Origin of the sequence: Loktanella gaetbuli (genome assembly GCF_020531945.1) — a bacterium.
In the GTDB taxonomy this organism is placed as follows: domain Bacteria; phylum Pseudomonadota; class Alphaproteobacteria; order Rhodobacterales; family Rhodobacteraceae; genus Loktanella; species Loktanella gaetbuli.
In genome coordinates this window covers 210,655-236,644 of record NZ_JAJATZ010000005.1, presented here as the reverse complement: position 1 = coordinate 236,644, position 25,990 = coordinate 210,655, and the positions used below count along the sequence as shown (strand labels likewise).

The following is a 25,990-nucleotide window of genomic DNA, read 5'->3' as shown; positions in this document are numbered from 1 at the left end:
TCCGCTCCGCTTCCGCTCCGCTTCCGCTCCGCTTCCGCTCCGCTTCCGCTCCGCTTCCGCTCCGCTCGTTGCGTCCATGCCGATCCCCAAGGCCGCACTCCAGACCACTACGTTACCTGCAAGGACCCAAGGCAGTCCGATAGTCCAACGAAGCCAAAAAGGCCAGCCTAAGGCGTTCCATTGAGAGAGGCCGATGATAATGGCGCTGCCGAAAACCGCGATGGTGGGCATCCAAACAATGATCTGACTAAGCCAACTCACCTGCCGAGGGGGCCAGAGGCGGCGATCCGGGACAAAGATCGACCAGACCAGAATCGCGATCAATGCAGCTTCGCAGAAAAGGCCGATGATCAGCGTGAGGGCAACAATATTGCTCATCCGCGCTGCTCGTCGCCGTGTCCTCGCCCGCCGAAATCGGATGGGTCATCGCAAGCGTGGCGCGCACATTCCAGCTCCAGAGTAGTGTGCTCGATATCGAATTGGTCGGACAGTGCGGACTTTATCTGGTCCTTCACAGCGTCTGCGTCACTCCAGCGCCCTTCCGCAATGACGATATGGGCGTCAAGCGCAGCGCGATGTTCGTCCATCTGCCAGAAATGGGCGTGGTGGATGCCGTTCACGCCGTCGATGGCACGCACCATATCGAGGACAGCTTCCGTCGCAATCTCCGGCGGCGAGCCCAGCATCAGGATGCGAATGACCGGGCCGATCTCGCGGAACGATTGCCACAGGATGTAGCCCGCAATCAGAACCGTCACGATGGGGTCGATCAGCCGCCAGTCGTAAAGCAGGATCAGTGTGCCTGCGAAGATCACGGCGACCGAACCGAGTGCGTCGGCCACATTGTGCAGGAAGGCCGCGCGGATGTTTACGCTGGACTTGGACATGGCATAAGTCAGCATCGCAGTCACCACGTCAACAACGAGAGCGATGCCCGCGATGACAACGATAATCCAACCCTCGACATCCTGCGGATCGGCAAAGCGCATTGCGGCTTCATAGAGAAGGTAGAGGCCGATCACGATAAGCGTCGTATAGTTGATGAGTGCCGCCACAACCTCGACCCGGCCATAGCCGAAAGTCATCTCCGCGTCCCGTGGCCGTCGCGCTATTTTGCGCGCGCCGAAAGCGATGATGAGAGAGATCGCGTCAGAGAAATTATGCAGCGCGTCCGCGATCAAAGCCAGCGACCCGGACATGATACCGCCAACGACCTGCGCGACTGTGAGGCCCATATTGACCGCAATGGCGGCAAAGACGCGGCGGTCGCCCGCTTCGGGATCGACGTGATGATGATGGCCGTGCCCCATATCGGTGGCTCCTTTCGATTCGCGTCCTTTTCATGTAGATACGATCTACAGCGACTGTAGCTTCAAGGGGCAAATGTGAAAGAGTATTCAATCGGGCAGATGTCGCGCCAGACAGGCGTGAAAGTGACGACGATCCGCTATTACGAAACCCGTGGTCTGATCCCGTCACCTGCGCGCACGGCAGGCGGGCAGCGGCGATACGACGAGGCCGCACTCGAACGGCTGGCATTCCTGCGCCATGCGCGGGAATTGGGGTTCGGGCTCGATGACATCGCGGATCTGATGGCTCTGGCCAAAGAGCCAGCCGAAGATTGTGCCCCCGCCCATGAGATCGCTCGAAAGCAACTAGCAGCAGTGGATCGACGCATTAACATTCTTGGGCAGCTTCGCAAAGAACTGGCGCGAATGGCGAATGCGGACGATAACGGGCAAGCTGCGGATTGCCGTGTTATACAAGTGCTCGGCGATCACCGTTTGTGCATCGGAGCGCATGAAGCACCAACAAACCTGACTACAATCCATCGCGACTAGGCGAACGTCATGGATTAACCAGACAATCGCACACTCTGACGAGCGAACAGGTTGCGCTTAAAACAGCCGTTCGGCAAGAAAATAACGATGCCCTTTGCCGATGCTGCTGTGGACGAAACGCTGTTCTGGCACCGCCTGCGCTGTTGGCCAACATGTCTCAGATATCCCGGCAAGGTGATATCGGCCGTTTTCCCATGGTAACGGGACACGACGCATCCGATACTGCGGCAAACATCAACGCGAGGGGACACAATGCCAGCCAGTTATTACGCGCCCACCGGCGGGCATCCGGGGCAGGACCAACTGCTGACGGACCGCGCCGTGTTCACCGACGCCTATGCCGTCATCCCCCGTGGCACCATGCGCGACATCACGACCAGCTATCTGCCGTTCTGGGACGCCACGCGGCTTTGGGTGATTGCGCGGCCCATGACCGGTTTTGCCGAAACCTTCTCGCATTACATCATGGAGGTCCGCCCCGGTGGCGGCTCTGACCGCCCCGAACTGGACGCGCAGGCGCAGGGCGTTTTGTTCGTGGTGGATGGCCATGCGACGCTGACGGTGGGTGGTGCCACGCACACCCTGGCCCCCGGCGGCTATGCCTATTTGCCGCCCGGCAGCGATTGGGCGTTGCGCAACGCAGGCGACGCGGCGCTGCGGTTTCACTGGATTCGCAAGGCCTATGACGCGGTGCCGGGGCTGGATGCGCCGGACGTGATCATCAGTCATGACGACGATGTGGCCCCCACCGTCATGCCGGATACGGACGGCAGGTGGGCGACCACCCGGTTTGTCGATCCGTCCGACCTGCGCCATGACATGCACGTCACCATCGTGACGTTCCAGCCCGGTGGGGTGATCCCGTTTCTGGAAACGCATGTGATGGAACACGGGCTTTATGTGTTGCAGGGCAAGGCGGCCTATCGCCTGAACACCGACTGGGTCGAGGTCGAGGCAGGTGATTACATGTGGCTGCGCGCCTTTTGCCCGCAGGCCTGCTATGCGGGTGGTCCGGGGCCGTTCCGTTACCTTTTGTACAAGGACGTAAACCGGCACATGCCCCTGCGTCCCTTGACCGCCGCACGCTAAGGCATCTTGCGACCGGCGGCGGGCTGGTCCAGCCTGCCGCCTGACGCAACCACCCAAACAAAGGGCAAGACCATGACCCGGCCCATGCAGGTCTTTATCAACGGCTTTGGCCGGATCGGGCGGACGGTGCTGCGGCAGTTGCTGACCGATCCCGCCCACGCGGATATCGTGGTGGTCGGGATCAACGACATCGCAGCCGCCGACAGCTGCGCCTATCTGTTTCAATACGACAGCGCCTTTGGCCCGTTCCCCCAGCGCGTGCGCGCTGACGCGGGCCTGCTGCATGTGGGTGACCGCGCATTTGCGCTGACCCGGCACAGCGATCTGGCGCAGGTCGATCTCACGGGCGTGGATGTCGTGCTGGAATGCACGGGCCGCGCCACCACCCGCCCCGTGGCCGAGGCGGGCCTGCACGCCGGGGCGCAGGCGGTGCTGATTTCCGGCCCCTCACCCGTGGCGGATCAAACCGTCGTGCTGGGTGCGAATGCCCAGACGCTGGGTCGCGCGCGGATCGTATCCAACGCATCCTGCACGACCAACGCGATCGCACCCTTGCTGCGGGCCATGGATGCAGCCTTTGGCATTGCTGCGGCGCATGTGACGACGATCCATTGCTATACGGGCAGCCAGCCCACGATCGATCTGCCGGGCCCCAGCCCGGAACGCAGCCGTGCGGCGGCTGTGTCGATGGTGCCGACCACCACGAGTGCTGCCCATCAGGTGACAGAGGTCCTGCCAGACTTTGCTGGTCGTCTGAGCGTATCTGCCGTGCGGGTGCCAGTGCATTCGGTGTCAGCCATCGACGCCGTTTTTCAGCTGCGCAACATGCCGGCTGATGCGCTGTCGGCACTGCGCGGGCTGTTTGCGGATGATCCGATCATCGGGCTGACAGACGATCCCTGTGTATCGACCGATATGCGCGCACGGCCGGAATCACTGATACTGGCGCTGCCGCAGACGACCGCCGTGGCCCCCGCGCAGCTGCGGCTGTTCGGCTGGTATGACAACGAATGGGGTTTTTCCGCACGGATGATCGACATGGCGCGGCTGATGCAGTCGCGGGACTGACCAGGGCAGCGCGTGTGGACGATGAACAGGCAACAACAAATGAGGACGCGATGACCGGATTTTTGACGACACATGTGCTGGATACAGCCCGCGGACAGCCAGCAGCAGGGCTGCGCATCGACCTCTATCGTCTGACGGGCGAGGGGCGGCTGCATATCACGACACTGACCACCAATGCCGACGGGCGCACCGACAGCCAGATCCTGCCTGCGGCTGATTTCGCCTGCGGTACCTACGAGCTGGTGTTCCACGCCGGTGCCTATCTGGATGCGCTGGGCGTGCCGTCGGGCACCCCGCGTTTTCTGGACGACATTCCGATCCGCTTTGGCATGGCCGAGCAGACGCACTACCACGTGCCGCTGCTGCTGTCGCCGTTCGGGTATTCCACCTATCGCGGGTCCTGATCCGTCTGTGATCGTGATTATTTTTCGTGCATGCGTGCGATCTGTTCCTCATGGCGCAACGGCCCGGCAATCCCTAGTGTGATCCGGTGATCATGAGAGGAGCCCGCCATGTATGACTTTGCCGTTCTCTGGGACTGGATCGCCTTTTCGGTCCGCTGGCTGCATGTCATTACGGCCATGGCCTGGATCGGGGCATCGTTCTTTTTCATCGCGCTGGATCTGGGGCTGAAAAAGGTGCCCGACATGCCGCACGGCGTCCACGGCGAGGAATGGCAGGTCCACGGCGGCGGGTTCTACCACATCCAGAAATATCTGGTCGCCCCCGACAACATGCCGGCGCATCTGATCTGGCACAAATGGCAAAGCTACATCACCTGGGTGTCCGGGGCGGCATTGCTGATGATCGTCTACTGGGTTGGCGGCGAACTGTATCTTCTGGACCCGACCAAGGCAGAACTGACGCTGTGGCAGGGGATCATCATTTCGGGCGGTTCTTTGACCATCGGCTGGCTGGCCTATGACGCGATGTGCAAATCCAGCCTGGGTGAACGGCCCACGCTGCTGATGCTGCTGTTGTTCCTGATCCTCGTGGTGATGTCCTGGGGCTATAACCAGATATTCACGGGCCGCGCGGCGCTGCTGCATCTGGGCGCGTTCACGGCCACGATCATGACGGCCAACGTGTTTTTTCAGATCATGCCGAACCAGCGGATCGTCGTGGCGGACCTCAAGGCCGGGCGCACACCCGACGCCAAATACGGCAAGATCGCCAAGCTGCGGTCGACCCACAACAACTATCTGACGTTGCCGGTCGTTTTCCTGATGCTGTCGAACCACTATCCGCTGGCCTTTGCCACGCCCTATGCCTGGATCATCGCCAGCCTGATTTTTCTGACCGGCGTGACCATCCGGCATTATTTCAACACCATGCATGCAACGGGCAGTGGTCCGCACTGGACATGGGGCGTCACCGTGGTGCTGATGCTGGTGATCGCATGGCTGTCGTCGGTCCGGCCCACCGACACCTATGAGGACGCGGCGGCCCGGCCCCTGACCGCGCATGAACAGCAATATGCCTCGGCCGCCGGGTTCGATGCGGCTTATAACGCGGTAATCGGGAATTGTTCGATGTGCCATGCCCGCGAACCGGTCTGGGGCAACATGCAATGGGCACCCAAGGGGGTCTATCTGGAAACGCCCGCAGACGTGGCCCGTCACGCAGGCCAGATTTACATCCAAGCCGGGATCAGCCATGCGATGCCGCCGCCCAATGCCATCCAGATGGACCCCGAGGCCCGCCGCGCCCTTGTGTCCTGGGTGCGTGCGGCGCGCGCTGAATCTTGAGTTCCACCAGACCGCCTGACATGCTACGGCCCGGAGGTCACCGTTGATCAAGATCCTGCATACCGCCGATGTCCATCTCGACAGCCCGTTGAAATCGTTGGCGTTGCGCGATGCGGACCTGCGCGACCGGGTGATTGCGGCGACGCGGACGGCCTTTGCCCGGATCGTGGACGTGGCGCTGGACCAGCGCGTCAGCGCCGTTCTGATCGCGGGCGACCTGTTCGATGGACAGGCACGCAGCGCGCGGACTGGGGCGTTTCTGACGAGCCAGCTGGATCGTCTGTCAGATGCCGGCATCCGTGTTTTCTATATCAAGGGTAACCATGACGCGGACAATCCCGTCACGGGTCAGATCGACCTGCCCGGCAATGTCCATGTGTTCGATGCCCGTGGCGGCAAGGTCGCACTGGCTGACGATCTGTGGATCCACGGCGTCAGCTTTGCCGGGCGCACGGCAACCGACAGCCTGCTGCCGCGCTTTTCGGCACCTGTCGGGGGGGCCGTGAACATCGCGATGCTGCACACCTCGCTGGCAGGGGCTGCGGGGCATGATCCCTATGCCCCCTGCGCGCTGTCGGACCTGACCGGGGCAGGGTTCGATTATTGGGCGTTGGGCCATGTGCACGGACGACAGGTGCATGCCACTGACCCCTGGGTCGTCATGCCCGGCATGCCACAGGGCCGCGACATCGGCGAGGCAGGGCCAAAGACCGCCAGCCTGCTGACCATTGATCAGGGACGAATCACGGTCGAGACGGTCACCACCTCGGTGGTGGAATTTATCCGCAGCACGATCGACATTACCGACGCAGACGATGACGACGGTCTGCGCACGATGCTCAGAAACCATGTCCAGGACATTGCGCGGGGGTTGCACAGTGACACGGGTGTCACGCGCCTGACACTGACCGGGACGCCGGCCCGGTACTGGCAGATCCTCCGGGATGCGGATCTGTGGACTGAACAGCTGACCCAGATGCTGCTTGATACCGGTGTGCTCTGGCTGGACCGGCTTGTGCTGGATGTGCAGGCACCGTCGTCCGAGGCGGATCAGACCAGCGCAACCGCAGAGCTGACGCAGACCATGGCCGATCTGACGGGTGACCCGGCCTTTGCTGCCGCCGCGCGTGCCTTGGTCGCTGACACGCTGGGGGATCTGCCCGCATCCCTGCGCGCGCATTTGATGCCCGACGAGACGGCGATCCCCGACTTGACAGCCCGATTGTCAGAGCGTGGTGCCCGCCGGGTCACGGCCATGATGAAGGGGGCGGTCGACTGATGCGCCTGCGCAGTCTGACACTGGAACGGTTCGGGCATTTCACCGACCAGACCTATGATTTCGCAGATGCAGCGGGTCGTCCCGATTTCCACATCATCTATGGCCCCAACGAGGCCGGCAAGACCACCACGATGGAAGCGGTGCTGCGCCTGTTCTACGGTTTTCCGGCTCGTGATGGCTATGGGTTCAAGCACCAGCGTAAAAATCTGCGCGTCGGTGCGCTGCTGGATGTGGACGGTCAGCTGACCCGATTGACCCGATTGCCGACCAAGACCGCCAACCTGCTGGATGCCGCAGGCCAGCCCCTGCCGGAAAGCGCCATGGCGCAGCATCTGGCCGGGCTGTCGCTGGCGGATTACCGCAGCCTGCTGTGTCTGGATGACGAAACCATCGAAAAGGGCGGTGAAGAAATTGCGCAGGCCAAGGGGGATATCGGGCGGCTGCTGTTTTCCGCCGCGGCCGGCGTGGCCGACCTGACCACCGTGCTGGACCGGGTTCAGGCCAGTGCGGACGACCTCTATCACAAGACCAGGCGCAAGACGCGTGTAAGCGAACTCAAACGGGCGCTGACTGACATCGACCGCCTGATCCGCGACCGTGACACCAGTGCCTCCGCTTGGCGTAGTCTGAAAAAGGCGCTGTCGGATGCGCAGGATTCCGAGGTTGCGATGCGCGAGACCCGCGATGCGCATCACGACGAACTGGCCCTGCTGGCGACCTGGCGGCGGGCCTTGCCACTGTTGGCGCAGGTGGATGCCCTGACAGCGGCGGTAGCGGATTTCGCGGACTACCCGGCCGCGTTGGATTATGACCCGGACAGCATCGTCGATATGGTCGCGCAGGATCAGCGGATACGCGCGGATATGCAGCGTCTGATGGATGAACTGTCGGACCTTGCCGCACAACGGGATGCCTTGCCGGATGACCTCGCAGACGTCAGCCTGCCGGATGCGCTGGATGCCCTTGCCGATTTGCAGGCACGGGATGTGACAGCGCGCATGGATGTGGATCGCAGGCGGGCCACGGCTGATGATGCAGCGCGGGCGATGGCCGTCGCCGTCGCGCCGCTTGGTGATGGTCTTGATCCGCTCGCGCTGGTGCTGTCCCCAGAGGCGATTGATGCGCTGGACGCCGCGCGGTTGACCCAACGCGAGGCGATGCGTGTGGCCGAGGATCAGCTGCGCGAGCTGGGTGCGCTGACGCAGGCGCGGGACGATGCGCAGGCGGCCTGTGACGCGATCTGTGCAAAATCCTCCGCCGGCACCGGCATTACGGCAATCCTTGACCAGCACGACGCGGCCCGGCTGGCGCCGGCGCATGCCACCGCGATCGCCGCCGTGTCCCGCGCGCAGCAAGAGGCCCAGATCGCCTGCGATGCACTGGGCGTGCAGGTGGATGATCTGCCCGCCTGTCCGACGACGGCAGGGCAGGCACAGGATCTGGTGGATCGGGCTGCACGATTGACGCAGGAACTGGCGCAGGCCGAACGGTTGGCGGCGCAACATCAGGCCGATGCAACCGCCGGTGACGCGCGGGCGGCCGTCCTGCTGGATGATGCCGCATTGGTCAGCGACGTTGCCCTTCGGGATCTGTTGGCCGCGCGTGACCAGCGCTGGGCCGCGCACCGGGCCGCGTTCGACGATGCAACGGCGGATGCCTTTGCCGCAGCCATGATGCAGGTGGACACGGCGCTGGGCGCGCGGGCAGCGCGTGCCGTCGATCTGGGGCAGTTGCGGCAGATCCAGCAATCAGCCGCCGAGGATCGCGCCCGTGGGCAGACCGCCACGGCAGAGGCAAAGCGGCTGTCCGACCAGATCGCGGGCGTTCAGGATCAGATTGACACAGCGGCGCAATCGGTCGGGCTGCCAGCGGGTCTGGCGCCTGCGGATTGGCGTGACTGGGTGACACGCCACGGTGCTGCCGTGGCGGCACGGGATGCCGCGCGTCGCACGGCACAGCAGCATCAGGCGACCTTGGACCGGGCGGATGCGCTCTTGGATGCGCTGCGGCCCGTTCTGGATCGCGGCGTGATCGATCTGGCGGCCGCGCTGGATGCCGCGCAGCCGCTGGTCAAGGCCGAACAGGCAACACGCAGTGCCGTGGACCTGGCGAGGGCCCGGCTGGATACGTTGCAAACCGATCTGGATCAACGGCGGCAACAGGCCGATGCGGCTGTCGCGAACCGGGACGCTGCACAGCGCGCGTGGCGCGCCCGTGTGGCGGACCTGCTGGGCGATACGGTTGATCCCGACCGGCTGGAACCATCGCTGACGCCACTGCGCACCCTGCGCCACGAGGACGACCGCCGTCGTGCGGCCGAAAGCCGGGTTGCGACGATGCTGGCCGATCAGGCGCAATTCGCGCAGGCCGTGTCCGCATTGGCAAGTGACCATGATGTGCCCAAAGGCGCGACCACAACAGAGACCTACATGCGCCTGCGCGAGGCGTCGCAGGCACAAGCCAGGGCGGCTGAACGACTGGCGTCCTTGACGGCGCAGCAGGCGCAGGCCCGCACGCAACTGGCCCGACAACAAGAGGCGCAGGCAGACCTTGCGGCGCGATTGCTGGCGATGGCGGCCATTTTCCCCGACAGGCTGGCCGTGACCACGCTGGACGGCCTGCGGCAGGCGACCCGTGATGCGGTCCGCGTCATCAGCGACCGTGGGCAACTGACCGAGAGCCAGACCGCGCTGCTGACCGAACTAGGCGTGCGCAACATTGAACAGGCCCGCGCGGTTCTGGCAGATGTGACCCGCGCCGGGCTGGACACCCGGACAGACCGGGCGCAATCGGCCCTGGCGGAGGCCGAACGCGCGCTGACGGCCGCGGTCGAGGCGCGTGTCGCTGCCGCGGCGGCCTTGGCCCAGGTGACGGGGGATGCCGATATCGCGCAACTGTCGGAACAGCGCGCCACGCTGGAACTGGAACTGGAATCCGCGATCATCGACCATCTGGAATTGACGCTGGGGCACAGGCTGGCCGATCAGGCGATCCGTCGCTATCGCGACAGTCATCGCGGGGCGATGATGACGGCGACGGAACAATGTTTTGCCACGCTGACCGGCGGGGCCTACAGAGGTCTTGTCACGCAATCGGACGGTGCTGCGGAAACCTTGATGGCGATCGATTCCAACGGTGTGGCCAAGGGTGTGGCGGACATGTCCAAGGGCACGCGGTTCCAGCTCTATCTTGCGCTGCGGGCGGCGGCGCATGCGCAGATGGTCGCGCAGGGCACACGGTTGCCGTTCTTTTGTGATGATATCTTTGAAACATTTGACGAAACGCGCACCAGTGCCGCCTGCCGGATGATGGAACAGATAGGCCGGTCGGGGCAGGCGATCTATCTGACGCATCATGCGCATGTGGTCGACATCGCGCGGGCGGTCTGCGACACACCGCCGATGGTCCACAATATTCAGCCCTGACGGCTCAGGTGCCCGACTATCGGGTGGCATGCCGCCGCGGTTCGGGGAATACTGCGCACAACAATGATCCATTGGATAAAGGATGCAAATCATGACGAACGTGTTGGACCAGCTCCGCGAGATGACGACCGTCGTTGCCGACACCGGCGAGGTCGCAGCGGTCAAGAAATACGAACCCGTCGACTGCACGACCAACCCGTCACTGGTGCTCAAGGCGCTGACCGATCCCGCATCAGAGGATCTGGTGGCGCGTGAACTTGACGCGGCCCGCAAGGCTGGCCTGACAGCAGAACAGGCGGTCGAGGTGCTGACCGTGGCGATGGGTGCGGAACTGGCCGCATTGGTGCCGGGCCGCGTTTCGACCGAAGTGGACGCCTGCCTGTCGTTCGACACGGACAAATCCGTCGCCCGTGCGCGCGACATCATCGCCGAATACGACCGGCGGGGCGTGTCAAAGGACAAGGTGCTGATCAAGCTGGCCTCGACCTGGGAAGGCATCCGGGCCGCCGAGATCCTGCAATCCGAAGGGATCGACTGCAACCTGACGCTGCTGTTTTCCATGGCGCAAGCCGTGGCCTGTGCGGATGCCAAGGCCTTTCTGATTTCGCCCTTTGTCGGGCGCATCACCGATTGGTACAAAAAGGCCGAAGGCCGCGACAGCTATGCCCCGGACGAAGATCCAGGCGTGAAATCCGTGCGCGGCATCTATGACTACTACAAATCCAACGGCATCGACACGGTGGTGATGGGCGCGTCGTTCCGCAACACCGATCAGATCAAGGCGCTGGCGGGTTGTGACAACCTGACGATCGCGCCAGCCCTGCTGGACGAGATGGCGAATGACCCTGCCGATCTGCCGCGCGTGCTGTCGCCTGGAAACGCCAGCGGCGTGGCCCCCATCGCGATGGACGAGGCGACGTTCCGCTGGCAGATGAATGCCGACGCGATGGCCACCGAGAAACTGGCAGAAGGCATCCGCAATTTCGATGCCGACCACCAAAAGCTGATCAAGGTGATCGCAGACCGCATGTAGGCGCAGCTGCGCGACGATAAAAAGGGGGCGCATCCGGTCGGGTTGCGCCCCCTTTTTCCGTCTGGTGTGATGTCAGCCTTGCAGCGCCGCAAAGCCCTTGCCGATGATCGGCCCGGTGGGGCGACCGGTCGGTGATCCGCCCAGTGGTTCCAGCGTGACCTCGTACAACTGCTGACCACTGGGGTTGGGCAGGTCGTCGAAATCCAGAAACGCCGGGCGCGCGCCGTCCAGAACCCCCAGTGATGTTGCGCCGATTTCGGGTGACGGCAACGTCCAGGCCTGAAGACTCTGACCGTCGGGTACGGTGATATCGGCCACAAAGCGGACCTGAGCCGTGTCGTTGCCGTAATCCTCGATCACCGCCTGCGGATTGCCTGCATCGTCCAGCAATACGGCAACCACTACCGGGTCCGGTCCCGGTGTCTGCCAGCCTGCGCCGAACCCCAGCCCCAGCCCCACGATGCTGGCCGCGGCGACGGCAGGCCAGAATCTGCGGGGCGGATGTGGATCGTTGGCGGGGTGCTGCGACGACAGGGGGGCGGGGGCAGGCGTCGCCGCCGCAAGCTGTGCGCGCACCGCGTCGATCAGGTCCGGCGATACCGGTTGCGGCACGGCAGACAGGTCCAGCGGCAGCAGCTGGTCACGCAGCCGTCCCACGCGGGCGGCCAGTTCCGGATCGCGCTGGATGATTTCCTCGATCAGCGTTGCCTCGGTTTCGCTGAGCAGGCCCAGAACATAATCGTCGGCCAGAAGTGTAAGGTCATCGGACAAAGTGGTCATGCAAGGCACTCCTTCAGGGATGTCAGGCCACGGCGAATCCACGATTTCGTCGTGCCCAGGGGGACATCCTGTTTCGCTGCGATTTCGCCGTGGCTGTAGCCGCCGACATAGGCCAGCAGAATGGCCTCTCTGTTCTTGTCATCGAGACCCCGCAAACAGTTCTGCAACTTTGACCCGCTGGCAAGGATTTCCCAATCCTGTGTGGGGTCGATGCTTTGCCGGGCCTCTTGCACGGTGGCAAGGTCCTCTGGTGTCATCAGGCTAAGTCGTTTGCCGTCACGCAGGATGTTCAGGCACCGGTTGCGTACGATTGCGTAGATCCAGCCGCGTGCCGAACCACTGGTGTCGGAAAACTGCTGCGCCTTGCGCCAGATCTGGACCATCGCATCCTGTAGTGCATCCTCGGCCAGATCGCGGCGACCCAGGATGCGGGTGGCGACACCCAGCAGTTGCGGCCCCTCTATGTTCAGGATCTGCACGAGGCCGTCATCATTTTCGGCCGCGCATTGTTTGAGAGCATCGCGCAGTTGCGCTGTCCGGTCGGTCACGTGTGTCATCCTATCGCGCGTCCTGCCCGCTGGCGGGCGCTGTCTGTATGTCGTGGTCATGCCGAATGTCGGTGTGTTCGGGGCCAGTTGCAACATCGTCTCTCCTGTCGAGAGGATGACACGCGAAACTTTGCTTTGGATGCAGGCAACGGCGAATAATCACAAATGATCAGAAAGGACGCCATATAAAATTTTATACAAACAGTATCTTGTAAAAAAGATGAATTTTCTCCTGCTTCTTTGCATCCGTTTGGCGATCTGCCGTGTCTTCAGGGCAAGGACGGCAAGCACGCTGTCTGTGAAACGATCAACAGGAGATTTCCATGTTCCGTATTCTCGCACTTTCCACCTCTGCCATTGCTCTGTCTGCAACCGCCGCGATGGCCGCCCCGGCCCTGGGTCTGGTCGGTGACAAGACGCTGGTGATGTTCGACACTGAAACACTGGCTGTGTCCGGCACGATGGAGGTGACCGGCGTCGACAGCCTGCTGGGCATCGACCTGCGTCCGTCCAACAACACCGTCGTCGGCGTGACGCCGGACATGACCATCGTCAGCATCGACACCGCCACTGGCGAGGCGACCGAGATGTCCACGATGGACACGCCGCTGCCCGTCGCAGATTCGCAGGTCATCGTCGATTTCAACCCGGCCGCCGACCGTTTGCGTTTCATGACCGATACAACGAACCACCGTGTCAATGTCGACACCGGTGAGGTCACGGTCGACGGCAGTCTGGATTGGGTCGAAGGCGACATGCACATGGGCGAAACCCCCGATATTGTGGCCGCTGCCTATATCAACAGCTACGGTCAGCCGGAATCCACCGCGATGTATGACATCGACGCGACGATTGCGGGCCTGATCCAGCAGACCTCGCCCAACGACGGCACATTGTCGGCCATCGGCAAGCTTGGCCTTGATGCGCCTGCGCAGGCCTATGCATTTGACGTCCAGACCACGGCAGAGCTGGAAAACACCGCGTTCCTGGTGAACGGCAACACGCTGTATACCGTTGATCTGGCGACGGGTGTCGCGACGAGCGTCGGCATGATCGAAAGTGTTGACGGCGAAATCCGCGACGTCACCGTTCTGCCCGCGATGTAACCCCAATACGCATTGCGGCAGAGAGGCGCGGCCCTTCGGGGTCGCGCTTTTTTATGCGCTGACGGCTTGCGGCAGGTTCGAAGGGGGCAATGGTCGCGGAACCTGCGGCGGGTGGCGGGACTTCTATCCTTGAACGCGCATCCCGCGCACGGATCAGGAGAGTTTGATGACAGACGCAATCGTTTTGGGCGGAACCGCCGGGGTCGGGCGGGCTGTCGTTGATGCGCTGGTGGCGCGGGGGATGACCGTCGGTGTCATCGCAAGGGGTGGCGACCGGCTTGACGGGCTGCGTCGTGCGCATCCGCAAGGTCGGATCAAGACCGCCAGCGCCGATGTCGGTGATGCAGAGGCCCTGACGGACGCGGTCGCGACGCTGGTCGCGGATCGTGCCCCGGTCGTCTGGGTCAATTGCGCGATGAGCACGGCATTTTGCAAATTCGCCGACCTTCCCGTGGCCGATTTCGACAAGATCATCCGCACCACGTTCCTGGGTCAGGTGAACGGTACGCGGCTGGCGCTGGCCCATATGCAGCATGGTAATATCGTCCACGTCGGATCTGGGCTGGCCTACCGCCCGGTCCCGGGTCAGGCGGCCTATGTGGCGGCCAAACATGCGATCAACGGTTTTGCCGGCGCGGTCCGGTCTGAATTGATGCAGGACCGACCGGATCTGCATCTGTCGCTGGTCCAGCTTCCTGCGATGGATACGCCCCAGTTTGAGTGGGCCCGAAACAATCTGGACATGAAACCTCAGCCTGCACCGCCCGTCTATCATCCCGATGTCGCGGCCCGCGCCGTGCTCAAGGCGATCGACGGCAACCTGCGCGAGGTTCTGGTCGGCACATCGGTGCTGAAACTGGTTTTCGGTGACATGCTGCTGCCGGGCTATATCGACCGTCGCTTGTCCCGCAACGGGATCGAGATGCAGAAATCCGATCAACCCGCTTGGGCTGCACCTGATGCCGACAACCTGCATGCGCCTGTGGCGCGACCGGGGTCTGCCACGGGTGATTTCGATGGCGATGTCGCCCCCACGGCGCTGACGGTCGACGCCGACCGTGCGCGCAAGGTCATCGCGGGCGGTATCGTTGCCGCTGCCTTTGGGCTGGGGGCGCTGGTGGCTACGACAGCCGCCAGACGCCGCCAGACCAGCCTGCCGCATCGGGTGCCACGCCGTCTGCGCTGATCAAGGCATCGCCCTGCGGCATGTCTGCGGGGCCGGCAGCACCATGGGTGAATACCCCGCGATAGCGGACAGCGTCCCCGGTGGTGATCGTCATGTCAAAAACGTTACCATCCAGCCTGACATCGGTGATGTCTGCCTCTGCCCAGTTCAGATCCCGACGCAGGGCAATGATGCGGCGATAGAAATCGACCATGCCGCCGTCGGCCCAGGCGCGGCGCAACGCATCACGGTCCCAGCGCATCGGCAACCAGGGGCAGTCGTCGGTAAATCCGAACCATTCATCGTCGGCGTTCCAGGGCACCGGAACACGCGCGCCTTCACGGCCCGGTCCATCCGGCCAATAGCGCAGGTCCAGCGGGTCCGTGACCTCGTGCTGTGACAGGTCGGGTTGCGGCAGCCCCAGTTCCTCGCCCTGATAAATGATCCACGGTCCGGGCAGGAAGGCCATTTGCAAGGCAAGCACGGCATCGGACGCATCCCCGGCCCCGTGGCGGGGTTGGTCATGGCTGGACAGCCAGCCGGGCAGGCGCTGAAAGTCGGCCCCCCGCGCGATCAGATCGGCAAAGGTCGCAGGACTGCCGCGCCCCTCGGGCATGTCGGTGATATAGGTCGCGTTCAGGCGGCCGGGTTCGGAAAACGCCATGGCCAGTGCGACGGACTGGTTGCCGGATGTGTTTTCGCCAAACAGATAGGCGTCGTCGCCGGCCCATTTACGCAGGTTCTGCGCATAGGCGGCCCCATCGCCGGGCAGCATGTCATAGGTATGATCCTGATAGGTGTAGGGGTTGAAATTCTCGCCCGACACCTTGTCCTGTACCTCCGGAGTTGCCGGCGGGTTGTCTTTGAGGCTTTCGTCCCACAGAAACGATGTCACGACATCGAACCTGAAACCATCGATCCCCCGGTCGCGCCAGCCCTTCATTTGCCGGGCAATCGTTGCCTGCACGTCGGGATTGCGCAGGTTCAGGCTGGGTTGGGATGCGGTGAACTGTGCATAGTAGTACTGACGCCGCTTGTGGTTCCAATGCCAGCCGGGCAGGCCGAACTGCGACAGCCAATTGTTGGGCGGGCTGCCATCGGGCTTGGGGTCGCGCCACAGATACCAGTCTGCCTTGGCCGCGTCACCGGAGATTGCATCCTGAAACCAAGGACATTGATCCGAGGTATGGTTCAGAACCTGATCCATATAGACCGCAAGGCCCAGATCATGCGCCCTGGCCACCAGCGCATCGAAGTCGTCCAGTGTCCCGAAACGCGGGTCAATCGCGCTGTGGTCAATGATGTCATAGCCGCCATCCACCATGGGTGAGACATAGATCGGCGACAGCCAGATCGCGTCCACACCCAGGCCCGCCACGTAGTCCAGCCGCTGCGTGATGCCCGCCAGATCGCCCACCCCACTGCCTGTCGTGTCCTGAAATGACCGTGGATAAATCTGATAGATCGCGGGGGCGGGCGGGCGATGCCCAAAGGTGTCTGTCATGTGCAGCTTTCATTCATTCGTCTGACCAACCTTTGGTCCCGACCGATGGTTCCGCAGCCGGTACGCGACATGATTGCAAGGAACACAATGCCCCCGGCCTCTGTTGGATGACGACACATAGACACAGGAGCATCCCATGGATCTGGGTATCAAAGGCAAAATCGCACTCGTCACCGGTGGCACCGGCGGCATCGGTGTCGAAACGATCAAACTTCTCAAGGATGCGGGGGCCGTCATCACGCTGTCCGATCTGGACGCCGATCAGGTGGCCCAAACGGCCGAAGAACTGGGCGTCACCGGCATCGCGGGCGATCTGTCCAGCGTGGAAGGTGTCGCGGCCTTTGTCGAAAAGGCGGGCACAGCGTTCGATATCGTCGTTCATGCGGCCGGTGTGACAGGTGGCAAGGGCGATCCGCTGACCATGAGCGAGGAAGAATGGTCTGACGCGCTGAACATTGATTTTCTGTCGGGCGTGCGTCTGGCGCGGCACCTGTGCCCGCCGATGATCGACCGTGGCTGGGGCCGTGTCGTTTTCATCACCTCCGAAAACGTGGCCCAACCCTATCCGGACGAAACGGTCTATAACGCATCGAAATCGGCACTGCTCAGCTTTGCCAAATCCGTCGCCATGCAGCATTCCGGCAAGGGTCTGATGGTCAACTGCGTGGCCCCCGCCTTCATCGAGACGCCCATGACCGATGGCATGATGGAAAAACGGTCCGAGGAAAAAGGCGTCAGCTTTGACGAGGCCGTGCACAGTTTCCTGCGCGAGGAACGCCCCTATCTGGTCCTCGAACGTCGCGGCAAACCTCAGGAAGTGGCCCCGGTTATCGCGTTCCTCTGCTCTGAACTGGCGTCGTTCGTGACGGGGTCGAACTACCGTGTGGACGGTGGGGCTGTCGGCTCCATCAACGTCTGATGTCACTCAGCGCCGTTGTCAGGCACATCGGTCGCACACCGGTCACGGGGTCACCTGACGAAATGCGGGCGGCCTTTGTGCGGCTGTGCCGCTGGCCCGATCCACAGGACCTGCCCCCGACCGCGACGGTCGGGGGCTGCCGTGGACGGTGGTTCGGGCAGGGGCCGGACCCGATCGTCTGGTTTCATGGTGGTGGCTATGTCTTTGGCGGGTCCGACACTCATGCGGGCTGTGCCAACTATCTGGCGGGTCTGACCGGCGCGCGCGTGTTCGTGCCCGATTACCCGCTGGCCCCACAGTTCGGTTGGCCCGCTATCCGCGAGGCCGCCCGGCAGGTGCTGGATGCACTGCCGGGGGCGCGGGTGGTGGCTGACAGCGCGGGTGGTCATCTGGCACTGGTGTCAGCCCAGTCGGGGGCCGACATTCCGCGCATGGCGCTGTTGTCGCCCAACACCGACCGCAGCGGTGCCAGCACCACGCGGGCGCGCAACGGTGACAGCGATCTGATGAATGACGACGCACAGGATGCAGCACTGGCCCATCTGGCCTTTGGGGACCGTGATCCGCGGGACCCAGAGGTATCCCCACTTCTTGGGGATTTGTCTGCCCTGCCGCCCACGCTGATATCCGTCAGCCTGTCAGAGGTCCTGCTGGACGACAGCCTGTTGCTTGCGCACGCGGCGGCGCTTGCCGGGGCCGAGGTGACATTGCGCACCGTGCCGGACCTGTTTCACATGTGGCATATCTGGCCGGATACCTTGCCAGAGGCGCGCATCCTGCTGTCAGACGTGGCCGCGTTTCTGAACGCCTAGAAATCCGCCGTGACACCGGGCAGGTTCAGCGCCTTGATCAGCTCGCGCAGTTCCTGACGGGCGGCCACGTTCGAGATGTTCAGGTTCTTGACCCCGATGTCGCGCAGATCCAGCAGGGTCAGGCCACGGGGGAACAATTCGCGGAAAATGACGCGCTCGTTGAAACCGGGCGCGATGCGGAAACCGATCCGCTTGGCCAATTTTTCGATCACGCGTTCCATCTTGTCCTTGTTGACCATCTGCTGGGCGCCGACACGGTTGCGCGCCACGATCCAGTCGATGGGTGAAAGGCCCGCCTGCGCGCGCAACTGCCGCGCGTTCCATACCATTTCCGAATAGACCGACGGCCCGGTGATCTGTTCGCCAGCGGTATCGACATGCGCCAGCAGGTCGAAATCCACGAAACTGTCGTTCAACGGCGTCAGCAGCGTATCAGCCAGTGAGTGGGCAACCTGGCTGAGCCGGGTGTGACTGCCGGGGCAGTCGATCAGGATGAAATCCGATGTGGGTTCCAGCCCGGCGACGGCCTTGGACAGGCGGTGGTCGTAGATGTTTTCGTTCGGTCCCAGGCTGGCCTGGTCGATTTCGGGCAATTCCGCATAGGTGGGCGAGGGCAGGTCAAGGCCTTCGTCGCGCAGGAATGTCTGCCGGTTCAGCATGTAGCGGCCCAGCGATTTCTGCCGCATGTCCAGGTCCAGCGTCCCGACCCGGTGCCCCATCCGCGCCAGCGCCGTTGCCACGTGCATGGCGACGGTCGATTTGCCAGCACCGCCTTTTTCGTTGCCGACCACGATGATATGCGCCACGCGAAAGCCCTCTTGTTCGTTTGGCACACCTTATCTTGTGTGGTGCGGCGTGAAAAGCGCAAGCGGCCTTCTGCCTCCGCTTTTGTCTGGGTGGTTGACATGCGACGAACAAAGCCTCATGTGCCCCACAGACGCATGATCCTGCCGCGTGAGCAGGGCCGGGCCAGAACGCCCCGCAAATCACCGTCAAATTTTCAGGTTCCCACGGTCACGCAGGGGGTCCAGCGCCGCAAGCGGCGTCCGGGCAATTCGGCGTGGACGACTATTTGCAGCGACCCATCTGCGCCGCACACGATTGCCGTGTGCCGCAAGGGGCCGTCTGGTCCCGGAAAGAGTTATATATGGATTTCGACATGTTGGGCCTTGCGCCCCGCCTGGTGGAAAAGCTTGCTGAGCAAGGCATCACCGAACCCACCCCCATTCAGAAACAGGCGATCCCCTACGCGATGCAGGGCCGCGATGTCATGGGTCTGGCCCAGACCGGTACCGGCAAGACGGCGGCCTTTGGCCTGCCGATGATCGACGCACTGATGAAGGCCGGCACGAAACCGGCCCCGAAAACCGTCCGTGGCCTGATCCTGGCCCCGACGCGCGAACTGGCAAAACAGATCGCCGACAACCTGACCAACTACACCATGGGCAGCCACCTCAAGGTGGCGCTGGTCGTAGGGGGCGCGGGGATCGTGGCCCAGCAGAAACGTCTGCAAAACGGTGTCGACCTGCTGGTCGCGACGCCCGGTCGCCTGATCGACCTGCTGGACCGCCGCGCCGTGCGGCTGGATGAAACCATCTATCTGGTGCTGGACGAGGCCGACCAGATGCTGGACATGGGTTTCATCCATGCGCTGCGCCGGATCGCACCGCTGCTGGCCGCCGATCGTCAGACCATGATGTTCAGCGCCACCATGCCCAAGCTGATGAGCGAGCTGGCCGATACCTACCTCAAGGATGCCGTGCGCGTGCAGGTCAACCCGCCGGGTCAGGCCGTGAAAAAGATCGAACAATCGGTGCATTTCGTGGCGCAGGCGGCCAAGTTCGACCTGCTGGTCGAACTGCTGGACGCGCATCGCGACGAGCTGGCCATTGTGTTCGGCCGGACCAAGCACGGTTGCGAAAAGATCTACAAGCAGCTCGAGAACAAGGGTTTCGCCGCCGCATCCATCCACGGCAACAAATCCCAGGGCCAGCGTGATCGCGCGCTGGAGGCGTTCAAACAGGGCAAGGTCCGGGTTCTGGTCGCCACCGATGTGGCCGCCCGTGGTCTGGACATCCCCGATGTGGCCTTTGTTTATAACTACGACCTGCCGAACGTGGCCGAAAACTATGTCCACCGCATCGGTCGGACGGCGCGTGCGGGTGCTGACGGCAGCGCGGTCGCATTGGTTGCACCCGATGAGATGATCGAACTGCAGGACATCGAAAAAGCGATGAAATCGACGATCCCGACGGCAACAGGCACGCGTTGGGAAATCCAGCCGGGCCAGAAAAAACGCCCCAACGGTGGCGGTGGCGGCGGTGGTCGTGGTCGCGGTGGCAACGCTGGCGGCGCAGGTCGCGGCAAGCCCAAGGCGAATAACAAGCCCGGACACACCAACGCCAAACCCGGTGGCGGTCAGCGTCGCCGTCGCAGCGGTGGCGGGCGGTCTTCTGCCGCCTGAACGATCAAGGCGCACCCCGTCGGGGTGCGCCTTTTTTCTATGCGGAACATCTGTCGCGTGAGCCGGGTTGGTCCCCGAACCCAGACAGGAGACACGCTATGTCCATCAAGGAAATGATCGCCGAGCATCCCGACGTTGCCGGTCACGATAACGAGCCGCTGACGCAGGCCGTCCGCTATGCCATGTACTGCGCCGCCATCTGCAATTCCTGCGCCGACGCCTGCTCGGCAGAGGATGAGGACCGCGCGCAATGCATCCGTCTGTGCATGGATTGTTCCGACATCTGCACCGCGACCTACCGCGTCGCCACGCGCCGCACCGGCGAAAACGTCGCCATCATCAAGGCCACGCTGGCGCTGTGCATCCAGGCCTGTGAAGCCTGCGCCGCGATGTGCGAAACCCACGACGACGCCCACTGCAAGCGCTGCGCCAAGATGTGCCGCGAGACGGTCGAGGACTGCAAGAAGGCTTTGGAGACGTTGTAACGAGTAGTTGGAGCGCGGCCTTTAGGTCGCTCCTTGCTCAACATTTGGTCTGCCACGTATCGCCTCGCTCTTTAAAGCGTGGCGATACGTGGCTTCGCTCATCCGGTTTTCAGCGTCTGCTTTCTCAGGACAGACAACCACCGGCCTGACGCCATTCTTTCCTGAACGTGCTGACGATATACTATGGGAGTAAGGGCGATCTTTGCGCGATGCCGGTTACTGTTGCAAAAGAGGCATGCGGCGACAATGTTGTCTTCTGTATTCCTGCCGCCCTCTGATCTCGGTCGGAGATGTTCGGCAGTACATCGCAACGGCTTCGGTCCGGTCCGTTTTCTATGAGGTGCATGCCTATCCGCGGCGGCGGCGGGCTCCCACATCGGCAAATCGCAATAGTAGCAACGTCCCTTTTGCTGCTTCATCTTTTTGTGTCGTATGCGAACGAGTTTCTTCATTGGCTCGAACTCCTATTCTACTTCGATTGAAGCGAATGCGCGACGTCCTGAAGGACGCTCCTCGGCAGGAAGCTATTGCTCGCGCGAAGTCCGAGTTTTCGTGATATCGCGTTCCGTACGCAGAAACAGACATCTTTTTGTCTGGTCCGACCAGACGTTTTGTCATGATCGGCACTGCAATTTGCAGCGTCCACTTGCCTAAACCTCGCAATCGTAAAGCTGCGAGTCAATCCGTTCTCAAATCGTGAAATAGCGAAACACAGTTTCCAAAGTCGGTCCAATTTGACCTTGAAGACCAACTCATCCCCTCAAACGCAAAACGCCGCCCCGAGGGGCGGCGTTTGTCGTCTGTCACAGGCGTCAGGCTTAGAAACCGAGGCCAGCGTATTTGCTCTTGAACTTGGACACGCGGCCGCCCGAGTCCATCAGGCGGGTGCTGCCGCCGTTCCATGCGGGGTGCACGGAGGGGTCGATATCCAGCGACATCTGGTCGCCTTCCTTGCCCCAGGTGGATTTCATCTGGACCACGGTGCCATCGGTCATTTTGACGTCGATGGTGTGGTAATCGGGATGGATGTCTTTTTTCATCGTGTCCGTCCTTATGCGTCGTTGCGGGGCTTGTAGTTCGACATCTCGGCGATACGCGCGGACTTACCGCGACGGGCGCGCAGATAGTACAGCTTGGACCGGCGGACCTTGCCGCGGCGCACCACGGTGATCTCGTCGATGTTTGTCGAATGCAGCGGGAACACGCGTTCCACGCCCTCGCCAAAGGAAATCTTGCGGACCGTGAACGAACCGGCGATGCCGCGGCCGTTCTTGCGGGCGATGCAGACGCCTTCGTAATTCTGAACCCGGGTCCGGGTGCCTTCGGTCACTTTGTAACCGACGCGGATGGTGTCACCCGCCTTGAAATCGGGGATGGTTTTCCCCAGCGCAGCAACCTGCTCCGCTTCGATCTGTGCGATGATATCCATATCATGCGCTCCTATGATAGCACGGGTTTTCCCGCGACGTTTATGCCACCTCAGAGCTCTGTGTCTTCGTCCGGGTCCCTATCATGCACCGCACAATAAGCCCGCCAGAGGTCAGGTCTGCGTTCCTTTGTCAGCCTTTCGGCCTGCGCCCGTCGCCAGTCAGTGATCTTCGCGTGGTGCCCCGACAGAAGAACTTCGGGTATCGCGCGACCGTTCCAGACGGCGGGTTTCGTGTACTGGGGATGTTCGAGCAATCCATGCGAGAAGGATTCTTCTTCCACGGATGCCTGATTCCCAAGCACGCGGGGTATAAGACGGACCGTTGCGTCAATCAAGGCCATTGCGGCGATCTCTCCGCCGGTCATGACAAAGTCGCCGAGGCTGACCTCGATCATGTCGTGCGCCTCGATCACGCGCTCGTCCACCCCCTCGAAACGCCCGCACAGCAGCGTGACACCGTCACTGGCGGCCAGTTTCTGCATCAAGCCTTGCGTCATGGGGCGACCGCGTGGCGTCAGGTAGATCAATGGATTGCGCCCGCGCGATCCGGCACGCACATCGTGCAGCGCCCGGTCCAGGATATCTGCGCGCAATACCATGCCCGCGCCACCGCCTGCCGGGGTGTCATCGACGTTGCGGTGTTTACCCTCACCGTAGTGGCGCAGGTCGGTCACGTTCAACTGCCACAGATCGTCCTTGAGCGCGCGACCGATCAGGCTTTCACCCAGAATACCGGGGAAAGCCTCTGGCAGCAGGGTCAGCACCTGCGCGGTCCAGACGCCCGCCAGCTCTGGCTGGTCGGTCATCAGGTCGCGCGGTTGCAGCGTGGGGCGGATGGTCTTGCGACCAGCGGAACGGGGCGTGTCAGTCATGGCCCGCGTCATAGCGCGGCGCGGGCCGCCTTGCACTAGGCGATCGCGACGATGCCAAAGATCACGAGCAGGAACAGGATCAGCACGATGCCGATCAGTACTTTTGCACCGGTGAGGGCAAGGCCGCTGATCCGGCCAAAGCCGAGCAGCGCCGCGATGGCGGCAATAACGAGTAGAGTGATAATCCAACCGATCATAATAGATCCTTTCTGGTTTGACTATTGATCCAACCCGGGGCTGCGACATTTTGTTCCATGCACGTCAATCGGCCAGTCGGCGCAGTTCCTCCTTGCGTCGTTTCAACGCTGCTTTGCTCAGGCCTGCGCGGTTCAGTGCCAGAAAAGTATTTTGCAATTCAAGATCCTGCCCTGCATTCGCACGGGCGGCGGGTGGCAGGGCATCCTGAACCGCTGCCGGAACGCCTATGAGGTCCAGCAACGCGCTGGCGGGTCCGGCGCGGCGGTGGCCGATATCGTGCAGGTCGGCGCAATGCACGTCGGCGATGCCCAGATCCTGCGTAATCCGCATGGCCTCGGTCGCGGGGTCGATCAGATCGGGAAATTGCGCGCGGAACGCGTTGAAATCGCAGGTCAGGTGAATGGATCGCAGCAGATGGCCATAGACGGATCTGATCCAGTCCTCCCGTTCACGCAGGGTGTAGAAATAAGTGATCTGCACGTCCTGGCCGAACCGGGCACGCAGTGCCGCATTGATCTGGTGACCCAACGGCACGGCCACGTCGTGGTATCTTGTGATGAGCTTGCCTGACATACGGCGATGGCCGGGCATGGACCCGCTGAATGTCTCGCGGCTCAGGACGACCACAGGGGCGTCCGGGATCGTGGCCAGGAACCGGTCGAGGCGCCGCCGAAAGAGCCAGAGTCGCCACCGAAACGGGCGCTGGGCATATAGGCGCGCTGCGGCTCCGGCCTGCAAGAAGTCGTCCTTTCCATAGAACGCCATATACGGGCAAAGCGCTGCACGGTGTTTCGTCAGGTAGGTTTGCAGGCTGGACGTCCCGGTCTTGTGAAAACCGGGGTGGACGATGACGCGGGTCATGTCAGGCGAACCGCCAGCCGCCCAGGTTGGCCTCTGCCGCAAGGCGTTCCTTTTCGGCGGCGACCGCGCGATCGGCCAGCGGGCTGCGGTTCAGGTCCAGGAATTTTTGCCACAACGCGGTATCCGGTCCCGCATTGCCTGTTCCCACGGGGGCAAGCTGCGCCATGATCTTGGGCGACACACCCAAGTGTTCGCACAACGCACCACCGGGCCCCAAGGGATGCGCCTGCAGGTCGGTCATCGGCAGCGTGTCGACTGGCACGGGGGCGATCACCTCTGCCACCTCTGCCACGGTTTTCGCCAGATCGGCGGTGCCTGCGTGCAGGGCCGCGAATTCCTTGAAATCCAGTTTCAACCTGTGCCCCCGCAGATGATGCCGGTAGGTGCTGAACAGCCAGCCATCGGCATCGCGCGTTGTCAGGATCATACGTTGCCGCACATCGGGGAACCGTTCCGAGAGATAGCCGGTCAGATAGGCAGCCAGCGTGACCGACGGTGCGTAGGAATCGACCCCCGGCCCGCCGGGAAGGTTGCCCAGCAAACCCTCGCAGGACATGATGATGTTCTGGTCGCTGCGAGGGGCCGCCACGGCGAATGCATCGTCCATCCGGGCCACGTAATCCATCAGATCCAGCGGGTTCAGCGTGCGCGAAAACCGTCCGATGACCTGCAGCAGCGGTTTCATGTGTCGCAGCATCACCGGTGCGCCGAACGGGTCCAGCGTTTCGCGGTTGTACCACAGGAAATGCTGGATCGAGCTGGTTCCCGTCTTGTGAAACCCCGGATGGATGAAAATCTGCCTCATGTGGGGAACAGACCCTCGGGTGGATCGGCCACGATGCGACGGCTGGTCAGATCGACCGTGGGAACCGCCGCGCGGGTGAAAGGGATCAGCACGGTGTCGGATTGCCCGGCCACCGTCACATCCAGCAGATCACCAGCACCATGATCCACGACCCGCGCGACCGTGCCCAATGTCACGCCGCCGGTATCGACCACGGTCAATCCGATCAGATCCGTGTAATAGTATTCGTCGTCCGGCAGGGCCGGCAGCACGTCGCGCGGCGCATAGAGATCGACGTTGCGCAGCGCGTCGGCGTCTTCCTTGGTGATGACGCCATCGAGCCGGGCGGTGAAACCGCCATTGGTCTGTCCCGTCAACACCATCTGGGCAAAGCTGCGCCCGTCCTCGGTCGTCAACGGCGTATAATCCGCGATGGCTTGGGGATCGGCGCAGAACGATTTGATCCGGACCTCGCCCTTGACGCCGAATGATCCGCCGATTCGGCCCACGATTACGGTCTCGGTCATGCAACGCCCCTGAATTTTGTTCGGGACCGAGTGTAGCGCGACCGTGGCGCGGG

At 62.6% G+C, this 25,990-nt stretch carries 27 protein-coding genes and 1 pseudogene; 14 read left to right on the top strand and 14 right to left on the bottom strand.

Translation table 11 applies throughout. The features are described 5' to 3' along the window. Both LGQ03_RS12430 and LGQ03_RS12425 read right to left on the bottom strand, forming a co-directional pair. Positions 1–378 (bottom strand): annotated as a pseudogene (locus tag LGQ03_RS12430) (hypothetical protein); the annotation flags it as partial. Beyond that, entirely contained in the window at positions 375–1,310 is a 936-nt protein-coding gene (locus LGQ03_RS12425) for a cation diffusion facilitator family transporter (RefSeq protein WP_226748660.1), read from the bottom strand. The pseudogene LGQ03_RS12430 and the gene LGQ03_RS12425, both read right to left, overlap by 4 nt. Positions 1,311–1,385: 75 nt before the next feature. Here LGQ03_RS12425 and LGQ03_RS12420 point away from each other — a divergent pair, with 75 nt between their 5' ends. The 8 genes from LGQ03_RS12420 (at position 1,386) to tal (ending at position 11,483) form a co-directional block, all read left to right on the top strand. Next, positions 1,386–1,841, top strand: a complete 456-nt coding sequence (locus LGQ03_RS12420) for a MerR family transcriptional regulator (protein WP_226748659.1) — start codon at positions 1,386–1,388, stop codon at positions 1,839–1,841. Positions 1,842–2,093: 252 nt separating this feature from the next. Continuing rightward, on the top strand, positions 2,094–2,930 hold the full coding sequence (locus LGQ03_RS12415) for a bifunctional allantoicase/(S)-ureidoglycine aminohydrolase (RefSeq protein ID WP_226748658.1): 837 nt from the start codon (positions 2,094–2,096) through the stop codon (positions 2,928–2,930). Between the two features lie 72 nt (positions 2,931–3,002). Continuing rightward, positions 3,003–3,998 carry a type I glyceraldehyde-3-phosphate dehydrogenase gene (locus tag LGQ03_RS12410; RefSeq protein WP_226748657.1) on the top strand — a complete coding sequence of 332 codons (996 nt, stop codon included), beginning with the start codon at positions 3,003–3,005 and terminating at the stop codon, positions 3,996–3,998. Positions 3,999–4,048: 50 nt separating this feature from the next. Then, positions 4,049–4,402 carry a hydroxyisourate hydrolase gene (uraH, locus tag LGQ03_RS12405; protein ID WP_226748656.1) on the top strand — a complete coding sequence of 118 codons (354 nt, stop codon included), beginning with the start codon at positions 4,049–4,051 and terminating at the stop codon, positions 4,400–4,402. Positions 4,403–4,510: 108 nt separating this feature from the next. Beyond that, on the top strand, positions 4,511–5,746 hold the full coding sequence (locus LGQ03_RS12400; protein WP_090159777.1) for a urate hydroxylase PuuD: 1,236 nt from the start codon (positions 4,511–4,513) through the stop codon (positions 5,744–5,746). Between the two features lie 43 nt (positions 5,747–5,789). Beyond that, positions 5,790–7,025 (top strand): metallophosphoesterase family protein, encoded by a 1,236-nt coding sequence (locus LGQ03_RS12395; protein ID WP_226748655.1) that lies wholly within the window; start codon positions 5,790–5,792, stop codon positions 7,023–7,025. Continuing rightward, positions 7,025–10,450: a YhaN family protein gene (locus LGQ03_RS12390; RefSeq protein ID WP_226748654.1), complete on the top strand. Its 3,426-nt coding sequence runs from the start codon at positions 7,025–7,027 to the stop codon at positions 10,448–10,450. The genes LGQ03_RS12395 and LGQ03_RS12390 overlap by 1 nt, the downstream gene beginning before the upstream one ends. A 91-nt stretch (positions 10,451–10,541) precedes the next feature. Beyond that, the gene (gene tal, locus LGQ03_RS12385; RefSeq protein WP_226748653.1) at positions 10,542–11,483 is read left to right on the top strand and encodes a transaldolase; all 942 of its coding nucleotides are present in this window, start codon (positions 10,542–10,544) and stop codon (positions 11,481–11,483) included. Positions 11,484–11,555: 72 nt separating this feature from the next. Here the strand turns inward: tal and LGQ03_RS12380 are convergent, their stop codons facing one another. Together LGQ03_RS12380 and LGQ03_RS12375 are read right to left on the bottom strand one after the other, a co-directional pair. Then, the gene (locus tag LGQ03_RS12380; RefSeq protein ID WP_226748652.1) at positions 11,556–12,263 is read right to left on the bottom strand and encodes an anti-sigma factor; all 708 of its coding nucleotides are present in this window, start codon (positions 12,261–12,263) and stop codon (positions 11,556–11,558) included. Continuing rightward, a complete protein-coding gene (locus LGQ03_RS12375; protein WP_226748651.1) occupies positions 12,260–12,811 on the bottom strand; it encodes a sigma-70 family RNA polymerase sigma factor in 552 nt (183 codons plus the stop codon). Before LGQ03_RS12375 ends, LGQ03_RS12380 begins: the two co-directional genes overlap by 4 nt. A 323-nt stretch (positions 12,812–13,134) precedes the next feature. On the opposite strand from LGQ03_RS12375, the gene LGQ03_RS12370 reads away from it, so the two are divergent. Both LGQ03_RS12370 and LGQ03_RS12365 read left to right on the top strand, forming a co-directional pair. Next, complete coding sequence (locus tag LGQ03_RS12370) at positions 13,135–13,917, top strand: DUF4394 domain-containing protein (RefSeq protein ID WP_226748650.1); 783 nt, start codon at positions 13,135–13,137, stop codon at positions 13,915–13,917. A gap of 166 nt (positions 13,918–14,083) precedes the next feature. After that, positions 14,084–15,103, top strand: coding sequence for an SDR family oxidoreductase (locus LGQ03_RS12365; RefSeq protein WP_226748649.1), 1,020 nt, complete (start codon positions 14,084–14,086; stop codon positions 15,101–15,103). Here the strand turns inward: LGQ03_RS12365 and LGQ03_RS12360 are convergent. Beyond that, a complete protein-coding gene (locus LGQ03_RS12360; protein ID WP_226748648.1) occupies positions 15,039–16,586 on the bottom strand; it encodes an alpha-amylase family glycosyl hydrolase in 1,548 nt (515 codons plus the stop codon). The two genes, LGQ03_RS12365 and LGQ03_RS12360, sit on opposite strands and share 65 nt — an antisense overlap. 136 nt (positions 16,587–16,722) lie before the next feature. Here LGQ03_RS12360 and LGQ03_RS12355 point away from each other — a divergent pair, with 136 nt between their 5' ends. Both LGQ03_RS12355 and LGQ03_RS12350 read left to right on the top strand, forming a co-directional pair. Beyond that, positions 16,723–17,505, top strand: coding sequence for an SDR family NAD(P)-dependent oxidoreductase (locus LGQ03_RS12355; RefSeq protein WP_226748647.1), 783 nt, complete (start codon positions 16,723–16,725; stop codon positions 17,503–17,505). After that, a complete protein-coding gene (locus tag LGQ03_RS12350) occupies positions 17,505–18,317 on the top strand; it encodes an alpha/beta hydrolase fold domain-containing protein (protein WP_226748646.1) in 813 nt (270 codons plus the stop codon). Before LGQ03_RS12355 ends, LGQ03_RS12350 begins: the two co-directional genes overlap by 1 nt. Here LGQ03_RS12350 and LGQ03_RS12345 read toward each other — a convergent pair. Further along, positions 18,314–19,123, bottom strand: coding sequence for a division plane positioning ATPase MipZ (locus tag LGQ03_RS12345; protein WP_056035780.1), 810 nt, complete (start codon positions 19,121–19,123; stop codon positions 18,314–18,316). The genes LGQ03_RS12350 and LGQ03_RS12345 overlap by 4 nt on opposite strands. Positions 19,124–19,464: 341 nt before the next feature. Here LGQ03_RS12345 and LGQ03_RS12340 point away from each other — a divergent pair, with 341 nt between their 5' ends. Beyond that, on the top strand, positions 19,465–20,781 hold the full coding sequence (locus tag LGQ03_RS12340; protein WP_090159787.1) for a DEAD/DEAH box helicase: 1,317 nt from the start codon (positions 19,465–19,467) through the stop codon (positions 20,779–20,781). 98 nt (positions 20,782–20,879) lie between these two features. Then, positions 20,880–21,266, top strand: a complete 387-nt coding sequence (locus tag LGQ03_RS12335) for a four-helix bundle copper-binding protein (protein WP_090159788.1) — start codon at positions 20,880–20,882, stop codon at positions 21,264–21,266. 98 nt (positions 21,267–21,364) lie between these two features. On the opposite strand, the gene LGQ03_RS16805 is transcribed toward LGQ03_RS12335, so the two are convergent. From LGQ03_RS16805 to rimM, 8 genes are all read right to left on the bottom strand, one after another. Then, positions 21,365–21,643 carry an HNH endonuclease signature motif containing protein gene (locus tag LGQ03_RS16805; protein WP_226748670.1) on the bottom strand — a complete coding sequence of 93 codons (279 nt, stop codon included), beginning with the start codon at positions 21,641–21,643 and terminating at the stop codon, positions 21,365–21,367. 441 nt (positions 21,644–22,084) lie between these two features. Beyond that, positions 22,085–22,306 carry a 50S ribosomal protein L31 gene (gene rpmE, locus LGQ03_RS12325; RefSeq protein WP_056035554.1) on the bottom strand — a complete coding sequence of 74 codons (222 nt, stop codon included), beginning with the start codon at positions 22,304–22,306 and terminating at the stop codon, positions 22,085–22,087. An 11-nt stretch (positions 22,307–22,317) separates the two neighbouring features. Next, the gene (gene rplS / locus LGQ03_RS12320; RefSeq protein ID WP_090159790.1) at positions 22,318–22,695 is read right to left on the bottom strand and encodes a 50S ribosomal protein L19; all 378 of its coding nucleotides are present in this window, start codon (positions 22,693–22,695) and stop codon (positions 22,318–22,320) included. 50 nt (positions 22,696–22,745) lie between these two features. Continuing rightward, on the bottom strand, positions 22,746–23,567 hold the full coding sequence (gene trmD, locus LGQ03_RS12315; protein ID WP_226748645.1) for a tRNA (guanosine(37)-N1)-methyltransferase TrmD: 822 nt from the start codon (positions 23,565–23,567) through the stop codon (positions 22,746–22,748). Positions 23,568–23,602: 35 nt separating this feature from the next. Next, complete coding sequence (locus tag LGQ03_RS12310) at positions 23,603–23,764, bottom strand: DUF1328 family protein (protein WP_083484359.1); 162 nt, start codon at positions 23,762–23,764, stop codon at positions 23,603–23,605. Between the two features lie 64 nt (positions 23,765–23,828). Further along, positions 23,829–24,626 (bottom strand): hypothetical protein, encoded by a 798-nt coding sequence (locus LGQ03_RS12305; RefSeq protein ID WP_226748644.1) that lies wholly within the window; start codon positions 24,624–24,626, stop codon positions 23,829–23,831. Between the two features lies 1 nt (position 24,627). Continuing rightward, positions 24,628–25,431: a hypothetical protein gene (locus LGQ03_RS12300; RefSeq protein WP_226748643.1), complete on the bottom strand. Its 804-nt coding sequence runs from the start codon at positions 25,429–25,431 to the stop codon at positions 24,628–24,630. After that, positions 25,428–25,937 carry a ribosome maturation factor RimM gene (gene rimM / locus LGQ03_RS12295; RefSeq protein ID WP_226748642.1) on the bottom strand — a complete coding sequence of 170 codons (510 nt, stop codon included), beginning with the start codon at positions 25,935–25,937 and terminating at the stop codon, positions 25,428–25,430. Before rimM ends, LGQ03_RS12300 begins: the two co-directional genes overlap by 4 nt. Positions 25,938–25,990: the final 53 nt, after the last annotated feature.